Origin of the sequence: Pseudoalteromonas phenolica, from assembly GCF_005876835.1 — a bacterium.
In the GTDB taxonomy this organism is placed as follows: Bacteria; Pseudomonadota; Gammaproteobacteria; order Enterobacterales; family Alteromonadaceae; genus Pseudoalteromonas; species Pseudoalteromonas phenolica_B.
On sequence record NZ_PPSW01000039.1, the window covers coordinates 1 to 17,781 of the forward strand.

17 protein-coding genes are annotated in these 17,781 nt (G+C 36.9%); all 17 read left to right on the forward strand.

The window, feature by feature from the left end:
• Positions 1-73 precede the first annotated feature (73 nt).
• The 17 genes from C1E24_RS19220 to C1E24_RS19300 all read left to right on the forward strand — a co-directional run bounded on the left by C1E24_RS19220 (position 74) and on the right by C1E24_RS19300 (position 17,758).
• Positions 74-649, forward strand: a complete 576-nt coding sequence (locus tag C1E24_RS19220; RefSeq protein ID WP_138484280.1) for an acyltransferase — start codon at positions 74-76, stop codon at positions 647-649.
• Positions 650-669: 20 nt separating this feature from the next.
• On the forward strand, positions 670-1,734 hold the full coding sequence (locus C1E24_RS19225; RefSeq protein WP_138484293.1) for a DegT/DnrJ/EryC1/StrS family aminotransferase: 1,065 nt from the start codon (positions 670-672) through the stop codon (positions 1,732-1,734).
• A gap of 1 nt (position 1,735) precedes the next feature.
• On the forward strand, positions 1,736-2,977 hold the full coding sequence (locus C1E24_RS19230; RefSeq protein ID WP_171040937.1) for a lipopolysaccharide biosynthesis protein: 1,242 nt from the start codon (positions 1,736-1,738) through the stop codon (positions 2,975-2,977).
• A 22-nt stretch (positions 2,978-2,999) separates the two neighbouring features.
• A complete protein-coding gene (locus C1E24_RS19235) occupies positions 3,000-4,115 on the forward strand; it encodes an N-acetyl sugar amidotransferase (protein ID WP_138484297.1) in 1,116 nt (371 codons plus the stop codon).
• 90 nt (positions 4,116-4,205) lie between these two features.
• Complete coding sequence (locus C1E24_RS19240; RefSeq protein ID WP_206078144.1) at positions 4,206-5,483, forward strand: hypothetical protein; 1,278 nt, start codon at positions 4,206-4,208, stop codon at positions 5,481-5,483.
• The gene (locus tag C1E24_RS19245; RefSeq protein ID WP_138484301.1) at positions 5,476-6,612 is read left to right on the forward strand and encodes a glycosyltransferase; all 1,137 of its coding nucleotides are present in this window, start codon (positions 5,476-5,478) and stop codon (positions 6,610-6,612) included. Before C1E24_RS19240 ends, C1E24_RS19245 begins: the two co-directional genes overlap by 8 nt.
• Positions 6,613-6,616: 4 nt before the next feature.
• Positions 6,617-7,234 carry an imidazole glycerol phosphate synthase subunit HisH gene (gene hisH / locus C1E24_RS19250; protein ID WP_138484303.1) on the forward strand — a complete coding sequence of 206 codons (618 nt, stop codon included), beginning with the start codon at positions 6,617-6,619 and terminating at the stop codon, positions 7,232-7,234.
• The gene (locus C1E24_RS19255; protein ID WP_138484305.1) at positions 7,228-8,001 is read left to right on the forward strand and encodes an AglZ/HisF2 family acetamidino modification protein; all 774 of its coding nucleotides are present in this window, start codon (positions 7,228-7,230) and stop codon (positions 7,999-8,001) included. Before hisH ends, C1E24_RS19255 begins: the two co-directional genes overlap by 7 nt.
• Positions 7,994-9,133, forward strand: coding sequence for an N-acetyl sugar amidotransferase (locus C1E24_RS19260; protein WP_138484307.1), 1,140 nt, complete (start codon positions 7,994-7,996; stop codon positions 9,131-9,133). The genes C1E24_RS19255 and C1E24_RS19260 overlap by 8 nt, the downstream gene beginning before the upstream one ends.
• Before the next feature lie 18 nt (positions 9,134-9,151).
• The gene (locus C1E24_RS19265) at positions 9,152-10,264 is read left to right on the forward strand and encodes a glycosyltransferase family 4 protein (RefSeq protein ID WP_138484309.1); all 1,113 of its coding nucleotides are present in this window, start codon (positions 9,152-9,154) and stop codon (positions 10,262-10,264) included.
• Between the two features lie 13 nt (positions 10,265-10,277).
• Positions 10,278-10,913 (forward strand): PIG-L deacetylase family protein, encoded by a 636-nt coding sequence (locus C1E24_RS19270; RefSeq protein WP_138484311.1) that lies wholly within the window; start codon positions 10,278-10,280, stop codon positions 10,911-10,913.
• 11 nt (positions 10,914-10,924) lie between these two features.
• A complete protein-coding gene (locus C1E24_RS19275) occupies positions 10,925-11,782 on the forward strand; it encodes a UDP-3-O-(3-hydroxymyristoyl)glucosamine N-acyltransferase (protein WP_138484313.1) in 858 nt (285 codons plus the stop codon).
• Complete coding sequence (locus C1E24_RS19280; RefSeq protein ID WP_138484315.1) at positions 11,782-12,513, forward strand: 3-oxoacyl-ACP reductase; 732 nt, start codon at positions 11,782-11,784, stop codon at positions 12,511-12,513. Before C1E24_RS19275 ends, C1E24_RS19280 begins: the two co-directional genes overlap by 1 nt.
• A gap of 8 nt (positions 12,514-12,521) precedes the next feature.
• The gene (locus C1E24_RS19285) at positions 12,522-13,739 is read left to right on the forward strand and encodes a glycosyltransferase family 4 protein (protein WP_138484317.1); all 1,218 of its coding nucleotides are present in this window, start codon (positions 12,522-12,524) and stop codon (positions 13,737-13,739) included.
• Complete coding sequence (locus tag C1E24_RS19290; RefSeq protein ID WP_138484319.1) at positions 13,736-14,635, forward strand: NAD-dependent epimerase/dehydratase family protein; 900 nt, start codon at positions 13,736-13,738, stop codon at positions 14,633-14,635. The genes C1E24_RS19285 and C1E24_RS19290 overlap by 4 nt, the downstream gene beginning before the upstream one ends.
• Positions 14,636-14,650: 15 nt before the next feature.
• Entirely contained in the window at positions 14,651-15,205 is a 555-nt protein-coding gene (locus C1E24_RS19295) for a sugar transferase (RefSeq protein WP_138484322.1), read from the forward strand.
• 588 nt (positions 15,206-15,793) lie between these two features.
• Positions 15,794-17,758 (forward strand): polysaccharide biosynthesis protein, encoded by a 1,965-nt coding sequence (locus tag C1E24_RS19300; RefSeq protein ID WP_138484321.1) that lies wholly within the window; start codon positions 15,794-15,796, stop codon positions 17,756-17,758.
• Positions 17,759-17,781: the final 23 nt, after the last annotated feature.

The window sequence follows — 17,781 nt, forward strand, 5'->3', positions numbered from 1 at the left end:
GAATATTCGCGTGCAAGACGTAGTAGAAGCAGGCGAAAAAGCACACCCACTACTATCTAAGGTCCTATAACCTATGAGTTACCATGTACATGAAAGTGCTATAGTTGACGAAGGCGCGCAAATCGGTGCAAACACACGCGTATGGCACTTTGTGCATGTGTGTGGTGGCGCGCAAATAGGTGAAGGTTGCTCGCTAGGTCAAAACGTATTTGTCGGTAATAAAGTGACCATAGGTAATAACGTCAAAGTACAAAACAACGTATCTGTATACGATAATGTGCATTTAGAAGATGATGTGTTTTGTGGTCCTAGCATGGTATTTACCAATGTGTACAACCCGCGTTCATTTATTGAGCGAAAAACAGAGTACCGCGATACACTAGTAAAACGCGGTGCTACGTTAGGTGCTAACAGTACTATCGTATGTGGTGTAACCATTGGTGAATACTCACTGGTTGGTGCGGGCGCTGTAATCAATAAAGATGTAAAACCCTTTGCATTGATGGTTGGCGTACCAGCCAAACAAATTGGCTGGATAAGCAAATACGGTGAGCAGCTAGACCTACCGCTCGAAGGAAATGGTATGGCAACCTGTGAACATACAGGCGAGCAATATCAGTTAGAAAATGGCTTTGTTTCAATTAAATAATTCGTAGAAGTAATTATTAAATGCAATTTATAGATTTAGCTGCGCAATATCAGCACTTGAAAGAAAAAATCGATGCTCGCATTCAGGCAGTTTTAGACCATGGTAAATATATCATGGGTCCTGAAGTACAAGAGTTAGAGCAACAATTATCGGAATATGTAGGCGTTAAGCACACAATAAGTTGCGCCAATGGCACAGACGCATTAACGCTAGCATTAATGGTGTTAGATGTTAAAGAAGGTGATGCGGTTTTTTGTCCTACATTTACGTTCTTCGCCACAGCAGAAACCATCGCATTTGAAGGCGCAACGCCAGTATTTGTAGATTCAAATGAAGATACATTTAACATTTGCCCAATAGATCTAGAAAAGCGCATTGAAGCTGTAATCGCAGAAGGCAAATTAAAACCAAAAGCAATCATTGCAGTAGATTTGTTTGGCCTACCTGCAGATTATCCTGCACTTAGAAAAATCGCAGACAAATATGATTTAAAAATCATCGAAGATGCGGCGCAAGGCTTTGGTGGAGAAATTAATGGCAAACGCGCGGGTTCATTTGGTGATATTGCAACAACAAGTTTCTTCCCAGCAAAGCCACTAGGTTGCTATGGTGATGGTGGTGCACTATTTACAGATAATGATGAATATGCAGAGTTACTAAAGTCATACCGTGTGCATGGTAAAGGCAAAGACAAATACGATAACGTGCGTATTGGTATGAATTCTCGCCTAGACACCATTCAAGCGGCAGTTTTACTTGAGAAGCTCGCAGCATTTCCGCAAGAGTTGATTAATCGCAACCAAGCTGCAGATAAGTATACCGCGGAATTAAAAGATACATATAAAACGCCAGTTGTCCCAGAAGGTTATGTAAGCTCTTGGGCACAATATACACTTACGGCAGCAGACCGAGATACAGAAATGGCCAAATATAAAGCCGAAGGTATTCCAACTATGGTCTATTACGGCACGTGTATGCATCAACAAACCGCATTTAAAGCGTTAGGTTACCAGGAAGGTGATTTTCCAGTAGCAGAGCGTTTAGCAAGTTCAGTATTTAGTTTACCTATGCATGGTTATTTGTAGGATGTCTTTTAAGGATAGCATTTTTGCAAAACAAATAGCTAAGTTGGCAACTGGTACAGCACTTGCACAGCTCATAAATATCATATCCTTACCTCTTTTGACTCGGCTCTATACTCCGAGTCAATTTGGTATATTTGCTGTGTTTCTAGCAAGTGTTGCAGTGCTCAGTTCAATTTCTACATTGAAATATGAGAATGCGATTCTGGATGAAGAAGAAGTGCAAGATGCTAAGCACTGTACCGCTTTAACAGCATTGTCTGGCATTTTTATAGTTGCTCCCCTGTTATTCTATAGTTTTCTTGCTTATTATTTTGACTTTAGTTTGATAAGTATAGATTGGTTAACGGCACTTTTTCTTTCCATTGCTATTATTTTAACAAACGTATTCACTGCTTTGTATTACTGGTGCAATCGTCTACAGCATTACGGCTTTATGACAAGGGGCAGAGTATTCGCTGCAGTAGCAGTTGCTTTTTTTTCTCTTTTAGTTGGTTATCTAGAAATTGACTCAGTGAATGGACTAATTGTTGGTTCACTTTTTGGTATGGCGGTGAACGCAGTTTATTTAATTTTAAAATTGAAACTTTCGTTTTCTTCTATCCGCCAGTTGCCTTTAGAGAAGCTATACACCTTATCTATTAAACTAAAGAGGTTTCCTCTTTTTTTAGTACCCAGCACTTTACTTGATAGGTTAGCTGCTCAAGTTCATATTTTTGTATTCTCTTCTGTCTTTGGAAATTCTATAGCTGGGGCTATGGGGGTGTATAACCGAGTTGTTGGTTTACCTACAAGCCTTATTGGTAATGCTGTTGGTGATGTTTATAAACGCAGAATTAGTGAGCTATTGAAAGCTAGGCAAAGTTGTAGAAGGGTTTTTATTAAAACAGGATTGACCTTGTTCACTATAGCGGCACCAATTTCATGTGTTTTATTCTTTTTTGCACCAGAGCTTTTTACATTTGTATTAGGTGAGCAATGGAAGCAGGCTGGTGAGATTACTAGCTTTCTTTCAATCAATTTTCTTTTAGCATTTGTTATCAGTCCGTTAGCTGGGATCTTATATTTGAGAGAAAACCAGAGAATTGATTTACTAATTCAAATAGTTTTAGTGGTATCATTGGCGATTGGAATGGCAATCGCCGTTTATGAAAATAGTTTTAAAATTGCATTGTCTGCCTACGCAATTTCTTTTGGTGTTAAATATTTGGTCCAGCTACTAGTTAGCTTTAAGCTGGCTAAATGAATTAGGGTATGGAGTAATAAAGATGTCGTTAGAAGAACAGGTATGTACGCTATGTGTTATGGACACCAGTGATCCTAACATTACTTTTGATGAAAATGGTGTTAGTAACCATTGGAAAGAAGCCAGTGAAAAACTAAAAAAAGGGTGGTTTCCTAATGAAAAAGGGCAAAAGCTTTTAGAGAGCACGGCAACTGAAATAAGGCAGTCAGGAGCTGGCAAAGAGTATGATTGTATTATAGGGGTAAGTGGAGGTATTGACTCTTCTTATCTTCTACATATTGCTGTAAAGTTGATGAAGCTTCGTCCTTTAGTTGTGCATGTTGACGCAGGCTGGAACTCTGAAATTGCAGTTCAAAATATTGAGAAAATGGTTAAGAAACTTGATTTAGACCTTTTTACCTATGTTGTGAACTGGGAAGAAATGAAAGATCTTCAATTAGCGTTTCTTAAATCATCGGTCGCCAACCAAGATATTCCGCAGGACCATTCATTTTTTGCCAAGCTATATGAGTTTGCTGAAAGCAAAAAAATTAGGTATGTAATTACTGGAAGTAATTTGACTAGCGAGTCTATATTGCCTAATAGTTGGGGCTACGATGCTTCAGATAGTATTCATATTAAAGATATTCATAAAAAATTCGGCAAAAAGAAACTTAAAACATATCCAATGATGGGTTTTATTAAGTCTAAGATTTATTGGAACTACATTAATAAAATGAATGTAATTAGCCCGCTTAATTGGATTGACTATAACAAGAATGAAGCTATTGAATTTCTAATGAAAGAATATGGCTGGAAGTTCTATGGTGGTAAACACCATGAATCGAAGTGGACTAAGTTCTTCCAAGCTTATTACCTCCCTAAAAAGTTTGGCTTTGATAAACGTAAAGCGCATTTATCAAGCATGATCGTTGCTGGTCAAATAACCAGGGAAGATGCTTTAGAAGAATTAAAGAAGCCATTATATAGAGATGATGAACTAACAGACGATATGAACTTTATATCGGAAAAGTTAGGAATCACTTTAGAAGAGTTGAGAGCTCTAATAGAGTTACCGAATAAAGATTATAGTGAATATAAAAACTATCAAACAATGATGAATTTCTTGAAGTCCTTTAAGAAAAAAGTAGTTGGATAAAATATTCAATAGGTGGCTTTAGCTTTGATAAATCTGAACTTTGTAAACCTAATTTTATCATATCTTGGGCTGACATTTTTTGTGCTATTTATGCTTGAGAATGTAAAGTTTATTGAGTCTCCAGGTGGCTATAGCTACCTTTTGCTATTCTTAATTAGTTCGATAATTGTCCTGATTATTGGTAATGGGTTAAGGTATCTAAGGAGGTTTAATTACAGTTTTGCCTTTCTATTTATTTTTATAATTTATTTTGTATATGTATATTTACTGAGCTCTTTTGATGTCGACTCTTTAAAGCAAGCTACAATTGGAACAACTGGCGGGATACTATTTTCCTTCCTATGTGGTCTTTTTTGTTCTCTGTTAATTGCAAATATATACCAGATATCATGGCAAAATTATTCCCTAAGTAAGCTATCATTCATTCTATACCTCTTTCTGTTAGCCATCATGGTTTTGAATGCTAGAGAAGCTTTTTCCTTGTATCTCTCAGATGTTCGAAAAGATGTTTTTTTAATTTCCAGCCAGTTTGGTAATTACCAAAGGCCAGCAGCTTTTATGTTCATGACTTTTATGGTGGCAGTTTCTTTAGCTGCAATGCATTTATCACTTCCTAAAAGTTTAGGGCGATTCTCTTTATTAATATGTACATGTTTATTGGGAGTCTTAAGTTACCAGTTTATGATGTTATCTCAGTTAATAGGCAGTAACTCTGGGATGGTCACGGTTTTTGGTTTTTTGATTGTATATCTGACATTGCTATCAATATTAAGGTTTTTTAATCGAGACTTAGATGACATAGAAGTGTTTAGGTTGAGTTTTTTAATCTTTAGTAAAGTTGGACTGAAGTATGTAATATATCTTCCACTAATTCTCTTCCTTGTTTTTTGGGGAGTTCTTTATTTTGTTTCAAAGCAAAATATTGATTTTGATAGCCTCCGTATTTTTGGGTATGGCTCGAATGTATCTTCTATAGAAACTCGCCTTGCATTACTTAATAATTTTATATTGCATTTTAGTTACAACCCTTTGTTTGGAAATATGATAGTTGAAAAGTTAACAACTGGGGATGGTACATATATACATAGTTTGTTTGCTTTACTACCACATTTAGGGATTGTAGGGACCATACTTTTTTTAATTTTTTTAAAGTATGTCTTCAATGCATTTAAAAGTGCAAAATTGAACCCCTCTGGTAGTTACTGTGTTTACTTAAATAAATACTATGTTGTCTATCGTGTTTTAGGTATGACGTCAGTGATAATTTTTTGCACTTTTTCAGCCTTTTTTACCTGGTTACCTTTATGGTATGCATGTGGTCTATTTGGTATGTCCTTTATAGATGGAGAAAAGTTAAGGTATGAATAATTTACATATTTCGTTAACAGAGATGAAAAATGAATCTAGAGTTTTAAAGCAGACAAGTTCCATTTACAGTTCAGAAAGCTTTGAAAATGTTTTTGTGGCATCATTATGGGGTGAAAGCCTAGCTTTAGAAGAAGACTTGGATGGTATAAATTTAAAAAGGTTCGATCTCAAAACACGTAATTTTGGTAATAATCTTGTTGTACAGCTCTTGAAGTATTTTGAGTTCGGATTATCGATATTTTCTAGATATAGAAAGGAAAGTATCGGAATTATTACAATTCACTCGCTCGCTCTTCTGCCTATAGGAGTTATTTTGAAGTTTTTATACGGTGCAAAATTGATTTATGATGCACATGAACTAGAAACTGAAAAAAATGGTCTACATGGAATTCGAAAAATACTTTCAAAAAAAGTTGAAAAGCTACTAATAAGGTTTGTTGACCATACTGTAGTAGTTAGTAAGTCAATCGAAAGGTGGTATAAAAAACATTACCCAAACAGTAAGGTAACGGTAGTTTTTAATGCTCCAATAGTAAAAAATGTTCAGAAAACTACGTTACTAAGAGACAGGTTTGATATTCAACCCGATACAAAGTTATACATCTACCAAGGAGGCTTAAAACCTGGCAGTGGTGTCGAACAAATATTAGAAGTATTTAAAAAGACTAAAAAAAATGTTGCCGTTGTATTCATGGGCTATGGTGTAAGTGAGGGTGATATTATTGAGTCTTCAAAAGAGCATGAAAATATCTACTATTTACCAGCAGTCGCCCCTTCAGAAGTATTAAGTTACACATCTTCCGCGGATATAGGTCTTTCATTCGTTGAAGCTGTATGTTTATCTTATAGTTATTGTATGCCAAATAAAGTGTTCGAGTATTTAGCTTCAGGCTTACCTGTGATTGTATCAGATTGTATTGATATGAAATCTTTTATTCAAGAACATGATAATTCAATTGGCTGGTACTCTGAAAATTTCTCAGTCAGTGAATTGACAAGGTTGATTGAACAAACCTCTAATATTGATACTTCAACATATCGAGAACAGTGTAGGAAAGTATCCGAAAAATATAAATGGCAGCATCAAGAAAAAGTGCTTCTAGAAATATATCAGAGTATGGTGGAGTAAAAAGGTGTTTGTAATAATAGATTATGGAACTGGGAATTCGGGCTCAATTTTAAATATGCTAAGAAAAGTTGGCGTAGATGGCTGTGTTTCGAGTGATCCTGAAGTGATTAAAAATTCTAAAGCTTTAATCCTCCCTGGTGTAGGTGCTTTTGATAATGCTATCAAAAAATTCGACGAATCTGGACTAAGAAGCTTAATTGAAGAAGAAGTTTTAGTTAATAAGAAGCCTTTCTTAGGCGTGTGTTTGGGCATGCAGCTTTTATTTGATAAAAGTGAAGAAGGTGTCTTAAGTGGTTTGGGATGGATACCTGGAAGAGTTAAGAGATTTAACTTCGATAATATCGAAGCTAAATTAAAAGTACCTCATATGGGATGGAGCGTTGTTAATTCTCCAAATAACTCAGAGCTTTTCTTTGAAGGTTTTGAGGAGCACAGGTTTTATTTTGTGCATTCTTTCCACGTTGTTTGCGATCCTAAGTATGTGATAGGGACAGCTCAATACGGTTATGAGTTTGTTTGTGCAGTGCGTAAAGACAATATATGGGCAACTCAGTTCCATCCTGAGAAAAGTCATAAATTTGGCATTCAATTATTTAAACAATTTGTGAATTTAGTATGTTGAACAAAAGGGTAATTCCTACCTTACTTCTTGATAATACAGGTTTAGTCAAAGGCCGGAATTTTAAAAAACATAAATATGTTGGTGATCCTGTAAATGCAGTTAAGATCTTTAACGATAAAGAAGTCGATGAACTTGCGATTCTCGATATCACTGCGACTAATGAGGATAGAAGGCCTAATTTTGAGTTAATAAAGAACATTGCTTCTCAAGCGTTTATGCCATTTGCTTACGGTGGTGGCTTGAGAGAGTTACCCGATATTGAAATGTTATTCAAAATAGGCGTTGAAAAAGCGATATTGAATACAGCTGCAGTAGAAAATTTGTCGTTAGTGTCAGCTGCAAGTCAAATTGTAGGTCAACAAAGTATTGTTGTATCAATTGACTATAAAAAAACATTTTTTGGCGGCAAAAGAGTCTTTACTCATTCTGGTAAGAACAACTCTAAATTAGACCCAATTGAATATGCTTTAAGAGTGCAGGATGCAGGTGCAGGTGAAATTATCGTGAATTCAATCGATAATGAGGGAACTTTAAAAGGCTATGACTACGAGTTAATCCAAGATTTGTCTACTAAGTTGGATATTCCCGTTATTGCGTCTGGCGGTGCTGGATGTTTGAAAGATTTTAAGCAAGCAGTTGATGTAGGGGCTTCTGCAGTCGCTGCAGGTGATATGTTTACTTTTCATGGAAAGCATAAAGCAGTATTAATTACATACCCTAAATACGCTGAATTAGAAAATTTATTTAAAGGGCAAAATAATGAGTAAGCATGATATTACAGTTTGTACAAGATGTGTAATGGACACAACTGACGACGATATTTATTTTGATGATAACGGTGTTTGTAATTACTGTAACAATTTTGACAATGTGATTTCTAAGCGCTGGCAACCAGACAGAGAAGACTTACTTGAACAGCGCATCGAACAGATAAAGCGAGAAGGTAAAGGTAAAGAATACGACTGCATTATTGGGCTAAGTGGTGGCATTGATAGCTCTTACTTAGCGGTAAAACTTAAAGATTATGGTCTAAGACCCTTAGTGGTACATGTCGATGCTGGTTGGAACAGTGAGTTAGCAGTACATAATATTAAACAAGTTGTAGATTATTGTGGTTTTGATCTTCATACACATGTTATGAACTGGAATGATGTACAGGCTTTACAATTGGCTTATTTAAAAGCAGGTGTAGCGAATCAGGATGTTGTTCAAGATCATTCATTCTTTTCAACTTTATATCATTTTGCCGTTAAAAATAATATAAAGACAGTTATCAGTGGCGGAAACATTGCAACAGAATCTATATTCCCTTCTTCATGGCACCACTCTGCTATGGATGCAAAAAACATCCACTCAATATTTAAAAAGCACGGTCAAGGTAAGCTGAAAGATTACTCTACAATTAGTATGCTTCAGTATTATATTTATTATCCTTATATTTATAAAATGAAGACATTCAGACCTCTTAACTTTATGCATTACGATAAGGATGAAGCGATGAGGTATTTAGTTGAAGAAGTTGGCTATAAAGAGTATGGGCGCAAGCATGGAGAGTCCATCTTCACACGTTTTTTCCAAAACCATTACCTCCCAGCTAAATTTGGATATGACAAGCGTAAACCGCACTTAGCGAGCTTGATTAACGCTAAGCAACTTGGTCGAGATGAGGCGCTTAAAATATTACAAGAGCCTTTATACGATGAAGTTGAATTGAAAGAAGATCTAATATTTGTTGCTCAAAAACTAGGTATTACGGTCGAAGAACTTCAATCTTATATTTCAGAAGAAGGTCGTAGCTATAAAGAGTACTCTAACTGGGACGCTGGCTATAAAAGACTTAAGGCTATTCAGCAAAAACTTGAAAAATTACTTGGAAGAGAAATTAAGAACTACGCATAGTTCTACTAAGGATTTAACTTGAAAGTTTGTCATTTAACTTCTGCGCACCCTAGAGATGATACTAGAATTTTTGTCAAAATGTGCCGTTCTTGTGCTGAGCAAGGGTGGGATACTAGCCTTGTTGTTGCAGATAATTTGGGCGATGAAAATAAGGATGGAGTGAAAGTCTATGATGTTGGTTTTCATTCAAATAAAAGGCTAAAAAGGTTCACACAAATCGTCTGGTCTGTTTATAAGAAGGCGGTTGACTTAAACGCTGACATTTATCATTTGCATGACCCTGAGCTGCTCTCTATTGCATTATTGCTAAAGTCAAAAAGTAAAAAGGTTATTTTTGATGCGCATGAAGATCTACCAAAACAAGTTTTAAGCAAACCATATTTAAAACCTTACCAGGCAAAGGCAATTTCTTTTGTAGCTAAAAACTTTGAGCGCTTTGTTTGTAAAAAGTTGGATGGTGTAGTTGCAGCTACGCCTTTTATCCAAGAGAAATTTCTTACTTATGGTTGTAACTCCGAAGCTATTAATAACTTTCCCAAACTTGAAGAGTTTTCCAAAGTAAAAGTAAAAGTAAATAAAGAAAGTAAAGTATTTTCAGCTTGCTACATTGGTAACATTTCAAAGGTGAGAGGTATTATTGAAATGTTAGATGCATTGCAGGCGAGTAACGATGTATCTTTGTCTATAGCTGGTAAGTTTAATGACCCCACTTTAGAAAAAGAAGCGAATGCGCATCCTGCTTGGAATAAAGTAGAAGATCATGGCTGGCTTAATAGGCATGAAGTTTCTGACCTTATGGCGAACAGTTCTGTTGGACTAGTTACTTTGCATCCAATCATTAACTATCAAGATGCATTACCAGTAAAAATGTTTGAGTACATGGCCGCAGGGATTCCATTGATTGCTACAGATATTCCCTATTGGAAACAAATTATAGAACGCAGTGAGTGTGGTTTAGTTGTTGATCCTTTTAACCCTGAAGAGTATGCAGATAAGCTGAAATATCTACAGGACAATCCTGATTTATGTACAAAGATGGGAGAAAACGGAAAAAAGGCGATAGAAAAGAAATATAACTGGACAATTGAAAAGCACAAACTTGCGTCATTTTACTCACGTATTGTTAATTAGTAGGAGGATCACAATGATTGAGAACTTCAAGAATGTTTTGGTTTTAGCTCCCCATACTGATGATGGCGAGCTGGGAGCTGGGGCGACAATCGCTAAATTGGTAGAAGTAGGTGCAAAAGTGACTTATGTGGCTTTCTCTACTGCTGAAGAGTCTGTACCAGAAGGGTTGCCAAAAGATATTCTTAAGACCGAGGTGAAAAAAGCAACTGCAAAACTAGGGATTTCCCCTACAAACTTGATTATTTTTAATTACCAAGTTCGTAAGCTAAATTATAACAGGCAGCAAATTTTAGAAGACTTAATTGACTTACGAAAAAACTCTTCGTATGACCTTGTTCTAACCCCTTCAATGCATGATATTCATCAAGATCACTCTACGATAGCTCAGGAAAGTCTAAGGGCTTTTAAAAATACAACCATATTGGGTTATGAGTTAATTTGGAATAACTTAACGTTTGATACAAAGTGCTTTGTAAAGCTTGAGGAAAAACATATTGAAGCTAAGCAACAGGCGTTGAATCAATATGAATCCCAGGGCAGGCGAAATTATTTATCAAAAGACTTTACATTCTCTTTAGCTAAAACACGAGGTGTTCAAGTTGGCGCAGAGTATGCTGAATGTTTTGAAGTCATAAGAATGTATCTATAGGAGAGGGAACCATGCAATACCAAATTGTTAGAGATATTACTGTATCTGAATTAGCTGAAGCTTTAGAGTTGAACTTTCAAGGTTCCAGTACTCAATTAATAAAAACTATTGGCAGTTTGTCTAACATTGAACCAGGTGTCTTAACATTTGCAAGCAAGAGACAGTCGGCTCAATTGAACGGGGTCGTTATAGGGCTTGATGGTACAGATGCTGAGCTTTTAATACTATCTAAAAACCCTCGCTTGGATTTCTGCCGGGCTTTGCAGTTTTTAATTGACTCTGAAGTTTTGGTTAAAAGAGACCTAAGTTCTGAGATAGATAATTCTGCAATTATAGCGGACTCTGCAGTAATTGAAGACGGGGTCAGAATCGGAGAAGGGACGATAATTGAGCATAACGTGACAATTCATCAGGGCTCAGTGATTGGGGCAAACACGATTATAAGAGCGAACTCTGTTATTGGAGCGCAAGGATTTGGGTTTGAAAAAAGTGCTGACGGATCATGGTTTAGATTTCCTCATTTAGGAAGGGTTGTAATTGGTAACAACGTTGAGATAGGTGCTTTAAATAGTGTATGTGTTGGCGCTCTCGACAATACAATTATAAATGATGGTGTTAAAACGGATAACCTGGTACATATCGCGCATAATTGCCAAATCGGTAAAAACTCAATATTAACAGCATGCACAGAGTTAAGTGGTGGTGTTGTCTTGGGTGAAGGTGTTTGGATGGGGCCAAACTCATCGACGATGCAAAAAGTAAAAATTGATGATTCTGCTGTGGTCGGTCTGGGCAGTGTTGTAACAAAAAATGTAGAGTCAGGTAACACTGTTGCTGGTGTACCTGCAAAAGTTATAAGGAGAGGTTAATGAAATCTGTTTTAATCACAGGTGGTACGGGTGGTATTGGAACCGCTTTGGTAAAGGCTTTTGTTAATAAAGGGTACCATGCTTATGTCACTCATACCCATAAACCAATGGAGGCTTTAAGCGGCTGGTTAACAGAAAATCAACTCGGTGAAGAATATGTTTCTTTTCTACCACTAAACCTTAATAACAGAGCAGAAGTAACGCAACAACTATCTAAATTACTTGCAAACACAAATGTTGATGTTTTGATTAACAATGCTGGAATAACTGCTGATTCTACATTTTTAAAAATGAGCGTAGAGCAGTGGGATAATGTGATTGATACCAACTTAAAGGCATTGTTTTCTGTAACTCAACCAATAGCCAGTTCGATGGTTGAACATGGCTTTGGCCGAATTATTAATATTAGTTCAATAAATGGGCTAAAAGGTCAGTTTGGTCAATGTAACTACTCTGCTACTAAAGCTGGGATTATAGGGTTTTCCAAATCATTAGCACAAGAACTTGCTACGAAAGGGGTTACAGTTAACGTGATAGCGCCAGGTTATACGATGACTCCTATGGTTGAAAGTATAAGAGAGGATATTCTTGATAGAATCAAAGGGAATATACCAACTAAGCAATTGGTTTTATTAGAAGATTTAGCTAATGCCGCATTAATGGTTGCTGAGAGTGGCATGTCGCTAACAGGAGAGACTATTTCTGTAAACGGCGGCCAGTATATGTGCTAAATAAAAAGATGAATATTTGGTATATACACCCATATGCTGGTAGTCCAAAGCATGGTATGTCTTTTAGGCCATATTATCTAGCTAAGCATTTTAATGAGTTGGGTCATAACGCGACTGTTATTTCTTCGTTGTATCATCATTTATGCTCTATTCCTGCTGTAAAGCCCGGAGTAGGGGTTGTTGAGGGAGTAAATTATTTTTTTCAAAAGGCAATCCCTTATGAAGGAAATGGTGTTAAGCGTTTACTTAATATGCTGAGCTTTGGTTTGGGACTGTTTAGTCGAACATTTCGTGAGTTTAGTAAAAGTCAAAAACCTGACGTTATCATCGCCTCAACAGCTCATCCTTTTCATTTACTTGCAGCTAAATATTATGCAAAAAAGTATGGAGCTAAACTAATTTTAGAAGTGCGCGATATTTGGCCACTCAGTCTTCAAGAGTTAGTTGGTATTTCAAAGCGCCATCCGTTAAGCATAATAATCAACTGGTTTCAAAGGTTTGGTTATAAACACTGTGATCACTGTGTTTCGTTACTCGCGAATGCTGAAGAGTTCTTTTTAAAGGAAGGGTTGGAAAAACACAGCTTTAGTTATATTTCTAATGGAATCGAACTGACTAGTGAGCAGATTGCTGAAGAAATACCTGAAGTTTTAGAGAGTAATATAAAAAACGCTATACAGGGTTTTGACACGGTTATTGGTTATACGGGAGCTCTAGGTATCCCAAATAACTTAATGCCTTTAATAAATGCAGCAGAGCACTTAAAAAAGCATAACGTTGGAATTTTGTTAGTTGGTGATGGTATTCAGAAAAGAGAGCTAGAGGCTAGAGTAAATGAATTACATTTAGACAATGTAGTTTTTTTTGGTAGGGTTCCTAAAAGTGATGTAGCTCATGTGATCAAATACTGTGATGCTCTATTTATAAATGCGATGCCAAAAAAACTGTATAAATTTGGCATATCCCCTAATAAGATATTTGATTATATGATGCATGATAAAGTTGTGTTCAATGGTATTAAGTCACCAGGGAATCCTTTGGAAGAAGCAAATTGCGAGATTACATTTCCAGCAAATGATTCACTGGCTTTATCTCAAGAAATACTTCATTTTCACAATAACAAAAATGCTTACGAAGTTTCTTCATCAAAGTTTGTAAAAGAACATCATACTTACAAGCAACTAGCGAAAAAGTACATTTCATTAATGGAAGCCTTGGTGAAATGAGCAAAGTAATCCTATCAGGTAGTACAGGTTTTATTGGTCAGCATCTAAATAAACATCTGGAAGATAAAGGTTCTTCAATTTACTCTATCAGCAGAAGTGAGATTTCTGCTGCTGAGGAACAATTAGATAGCTTTTTTAACAGTGATCATCATGCTGATGCAGACGTTGTTATTCATTTAGTGGGAGCTGCTCACAGGCAGTTTACGGATGCTGACGCTAATTTTATAAATGTAGAACTTACAAAAAAGGTGCTAGATCGCGCTATTAGATTAGGTATACCTAGGTTTATATTTTTAAGCTCAGCAAATGTATACGCTGAATGCGATGAAGCTATATCACTGGATACAGTCATTGACCCTTCAGTCTTACCAAACACCATGCAAAGTAAATTAGTTGCAGAGGAATATATAAAACAAGCTGCACTCAAGCACGCTATTGATGTGGTAATAATTAGAAGCCCATTAGTTTATGGTGAGGGTGTCAAAGCAAACTTCGCTACAATGATGAATTTAGTCGGGAAAAAGTTCCCGTTACCATTTCGTTCAATTAAAAATAATAAAAGAAGTCTAGTATCGGTATATAATCTTGTTGATTTTATACAGATTTGTATTGATCATTCTGCGGCTGCTAATCAGACGCTTTTAGTAAGCGACGGCAATGATTTGTCTACAGCTGAAATGGTAGCGTTGATGGCTGAAGTACAGCAAAAGCCCAATATGACGTTGCCAGTGCCTGTGTGGTGCTTTAGAATACTAGGTAAAATTTTAGGCAAGCAAGCCATAGTTGAGCGTTTAATTGGTTCACTGCAGCTCGATATTGAACATACAAAAACAACGTTAAATTGGCAGCCACCTTATTCTATAGAGCATGGCTTTAAGCTTGCAGCTAAAAAATAATCTTTGGAATTTTATATGATACGTTTGCTTGATTTTTTATTTGCTCTATTTGGACTTATTTTTGCCTTCCCTTTTCTTGTTATCTTGTTTTTGATTGGTTTATTTGACACTGGCTCACCAATTTTTGTGCAAGAGCGTGTGGGAAGAAATAAAAAATCGTTCACACTAGTTAAATTTAGAACAATGAAGGTGGATACAGCTTCAGTGGCGAGTCATCTAGCAAGTACAGCTTCAATTACGCCTTTCGGTGGCTTTTTAAGAAAAACTAAACTAGATGAATTACCACAGCTATGGAATGTGCTTAAAGGTGAAATGAGTTTGGTTGGTCCTCGCCCTGGTTTATTTAATCAAGAAGAACTTACTCAGGCACGTGATGCGAAAAAAGTTTTTGATGTGCGCCCAGGTATTACAGGTTTATCTCAGGTAAATGAGATTGATATGTCTACGCCAGAGCTTTTAGCTACAACAGATAAGGAAATGATAGATACTATGAGTTTAAGTAATTACTTTAAGTATATTATTATGACTGTTGCAGGAAAGGGCTCTGGAGATAGGGTTAAGAAGCTGTAAGTTATAAGCTTTAAGCGATAAGCGATAAGCAGTTAGTTTCGAGTTAGCGAGATTAAAGTTAGCGAGTTTAATAAAAGCGCGGTTCATGTTTGTGGAGCGCGTTTTTGTTTTTAAGTGTGACGTAAAGACAACGTTTACAGGTTAGTTGCAAACCCTATTTCGGTAGCACCGACTTTATGTCGGGTTGTTTTTAGTTAGCGAAGAAGCTGAAAGCTAGAAGCTAGAAGCTAGAAGCTAGAAGTTAGAAGTTTCGAGTTGGCGAGTTGAAAGCTTGAAGCGGTAAGCTAGGGTAAAGTTTAGAGTAGGTTTGTAGGCGCTGGTTTACCCTGCGCTTTTTTAGTTTGCGTGACGTAAAGTCAACGCCTACAGGTTAGCAACGTTTATTATAGAGTCAGTTTTCTATTTTAGTCGGGCTAAAGCCGCGACCTACAGGTTGAAAAGTTCATAGTAGTAAGTTAGCGAGATGAAAGTTGGCTAGTTCGACTATTTTAATATTACTGCCATGACAGTTGTTGAATTCTTGTGTATATTTAAAGCCTGCAATTAAATCAATAAAATAAGCGATAACCTTTAGCTCAAGGATTTACAGTGGATAGTTGGTTCCGAATTTTATGTAACGCTTCTCGCTCTAGTAAGCGTGTTTTTACACTTTTTATCGATTCATTATTTATCTTTAGTGCTTTTTGGTTAGCTCTTGTCGTTAGATTAGATAGCTTTTCTCCCTTTTTTGAGCTTCATAACTGGTTGTTACTTTCGATTGTTTTACCGGTCAGCTTATTCACATTTGTAAACTTAGGTCTCTATAGGGCCGTTCTTCGTTATGTCGGCATGCAAGTAATAGGTGCGATAGTTATTGGTGCTATTGTCAGTACTGTGGTGCTTGTTCTAAGTTCATTCTTTACACATGTTTCAATACCTAGAACCATGCCAGTTATATATTCTTGGTTACTTATTTTATCGGTAGGTGGTTCGCGTATTTTCGTAAGGGCGATGTTAGGTCGTATAGCTACGATAAACAAAACACCTGTTGTAATTTATGGAGCAGGCTCTGCTGGTAGGCAACTCGCGCCTGCGATTGGTGCGGGTGAAGAGTATTATGTGAGTGCATTTATAGACGACGATACATCTAAACAAGGTGCAATACTGCAGGGTATTCCAGTTATCGCTTTTGATGGTATTTATAGTCTGATTGAAAGAAAAAAAGTTAAAAAAATACTCATGGCTATGCCAAGTGAAAGCCGAGCTCGACGTAAAGAAATTTTAGCTCAGCTTGAAAACTTGCCTGTTGAGGTAATGACCATACCTGGTATGTTGGATGTGGTTGAAGGTCGGGCAACACTTGATGAAATTAAAGATGTAGAAATAGAAGATTTATTAGGTCGTGACCCAGTAACACCCAAGCAAGATTTACTCGATGCCAATATTAAAGGTAAGTCGGTGATGGTGACAGGTGCAGGCGGGTCTATTGGCTCTGAACTTTGTCGTCAGATAATCAAGCAGTCACCGACCAAGCTTGTCTTATTCGAACTAACAGAATTCGCCCTTTATTCAATTGAAAAAGAGCTTAACGAGTTTATTAAATCTAAAGGGCTAAATATCGAGCTTATTCCTATCATGGGCTCGGTACAGCATATTAACCGTTTAGAAACCTGTATGATTGCGTTTGGGGTGCAAACGGTTTATCACGCGGCTGCTTATAAACATGTTCCGCTTGTTGAGCATAATGTGGTTGAAGGTGTGCGAAATAACGTGTTTGGTACTTATTATGCTGCAAAAGCAGCCATAAACGCTAAGGTCGAAACCTTTGTCTTGGTGAGCACCGACAAAGCAGTGCGCCCTACCAATGTAATGGGCACAACAAAGCGAATGGCTGAACTTTGTTTACAAGGCCTTGCTCAAAATAAAGAAAAAGGCATACACAAAACCCGTTTCTGTATGGTCCGTTTTGGTAACGTTTTGGGCTCTTCAGGCTCTGTTGTGCCTTTATTCCGCAGACAAATTAAAGAAGGCGGGCCAATTACGCTTACCCACCCTGATATTACACGTTTCTTTATGACCATTCCCGAAGCTGCCCAGCTGGTTATTCAGGCGGGCGCGATGGGTAAAGGCGGTGATGTATTTGTGCTAGACATGGGCGAGTCGGTCAAGATTAAAGATTTAGCCACAAAAATGGTGCATTTATCTGGCCTAGAAGTTAAGAGCGAGTCTAACCCGCATGGCGACATTGAAATTAAATGTACCGGCTTACGACCAGGTGAAAAGCTATATGAAGAGTTATTGATTGGCGATAACGTAGAAGACACAACGCATGAACGTATTATGACCGCAAAAGAAGTTATGCTTCCGTTGGCTGAGCTTAATGTGTTTTTAGAAGCGTTCGATATTGCATGTCATAATTTTGAACATGAAAAAATTCGCCAGCTATTGTTAGATGCACCTACAGGCTTCAATCCTACAGATGGAATCTGCGATTTAGTTTGGAATGCGAAAGCTACGCAAGCCGAAGTTGTGCAAGAGGTTGCTGATGAAAGGAAAGTGGTTAGTTTTAAGTAATTAGTTAGCTAGATACAAGTTAG

What these genes read in the sequence shown, in the direction of transcription:
- C1E24_RS19225 (WP_138484293.1), top strand. Translation starts at nt 670, where the DNA reads ATGCAATTTATAGATTTAGCTGCGCAATATCAGCACTTGAAAGAAAAA.
- C1E24_RS19260 (WP_138484307.1), top strand. Translation starts at nt 7,994, where the DNA reads ATGAGTAAGCATGATATTACAGTTTGTACAAGATGTGTAATGGACACA.
- C1E24_RS19290 (WP_138484319.1), top strand. Translation starts at nt 13,736, where the DNA reads ATGAGCAAAGTAATCCTATCAGGTAGTACAGGTTTTATTGGTCAGCAT.
- C1E24_RS19245 (WP_138484301.1), top strand. Translation starts at nt 5,476, where the DNA reads ATGAATAATTTACATATTTCGTTAACAGAGATGAAAAATGAATCTAGA.
- C1E24_RS19295 (WP_138484322.1), top strand. Translation starts at nt 14,651, where the DNA reads ATGATACGTTTGCTTGATTTTTTATTTGCTCTATTTGGACTTATTTTT.
- C1E24_RS19230 (WP_171040937.1), top strand. Translation starts at nt 1,736, where the DNA reads ATGTCTTTTAAGGATAGCATTTTTGCAAAACAAATAGCTAAGTTGGCA.
- C1E24_RS19240 (WP_206078144.1), top strand. Translation starts at nt 4,206, where the DNA reads ATGCTTGAGAATGTAAAGTTTATTGAGTCTCCAGGTGGCTATAGCTAC.
- C1E24_RS19275 (WP_138484313.1), top strand. Translation starts at nt 10,925, where the DNA reads ATGCAATACCAAATTGTTAGAGATATTACTGTATCTGAATTAGCTGAA.
- C1E24_RS19235 (WP_138484297.1), top strand. Translation starts at nt 3,000, where the DNA reads ATGTCGTTAGAAGAACAGGTATGTACGCTATGTGTTATGGACACCAGT.
- C1E24_RS19280 (WP_138484315.1), top strand. Translation starts at nt 11,782, where the DNA reads ATGAAATCTGTTTTAATCACAGGTGGTACGGGTGGTATTGGAACCGCT.
- C1E24_RS19255 (WP_138484305.1), top strand. Translation starts at nt 7,228, where the DNA reads ATGTTGAACAAAAGGGTAATTCCTACCTTACTTCTTGATAATACAGGT.
- C1E24_RS19270 (WP_138484311.1), top strand. Translation starts at nt 10,278, where the DNA reads ATGATTGAGAACTTCAAGAATGTTTTGGTTTTAGCTCCCCATACTGAT.
- C1E24_RS19220 (WP_138484280.1), top strand. Translation starts at nt 74, where the DNA reads ATGAGTTACCATGTACATGAAAGTGCTATAGTTGACGAAGGCGCGCAA.
- C1E24_RS19285 (WP_138484317.1), top strand. Translation starts at nt 12,522, where the DNA reads ATGAATATTTGGTATATACACCCATATGCTGGTAGTCCAAAGCATGGT.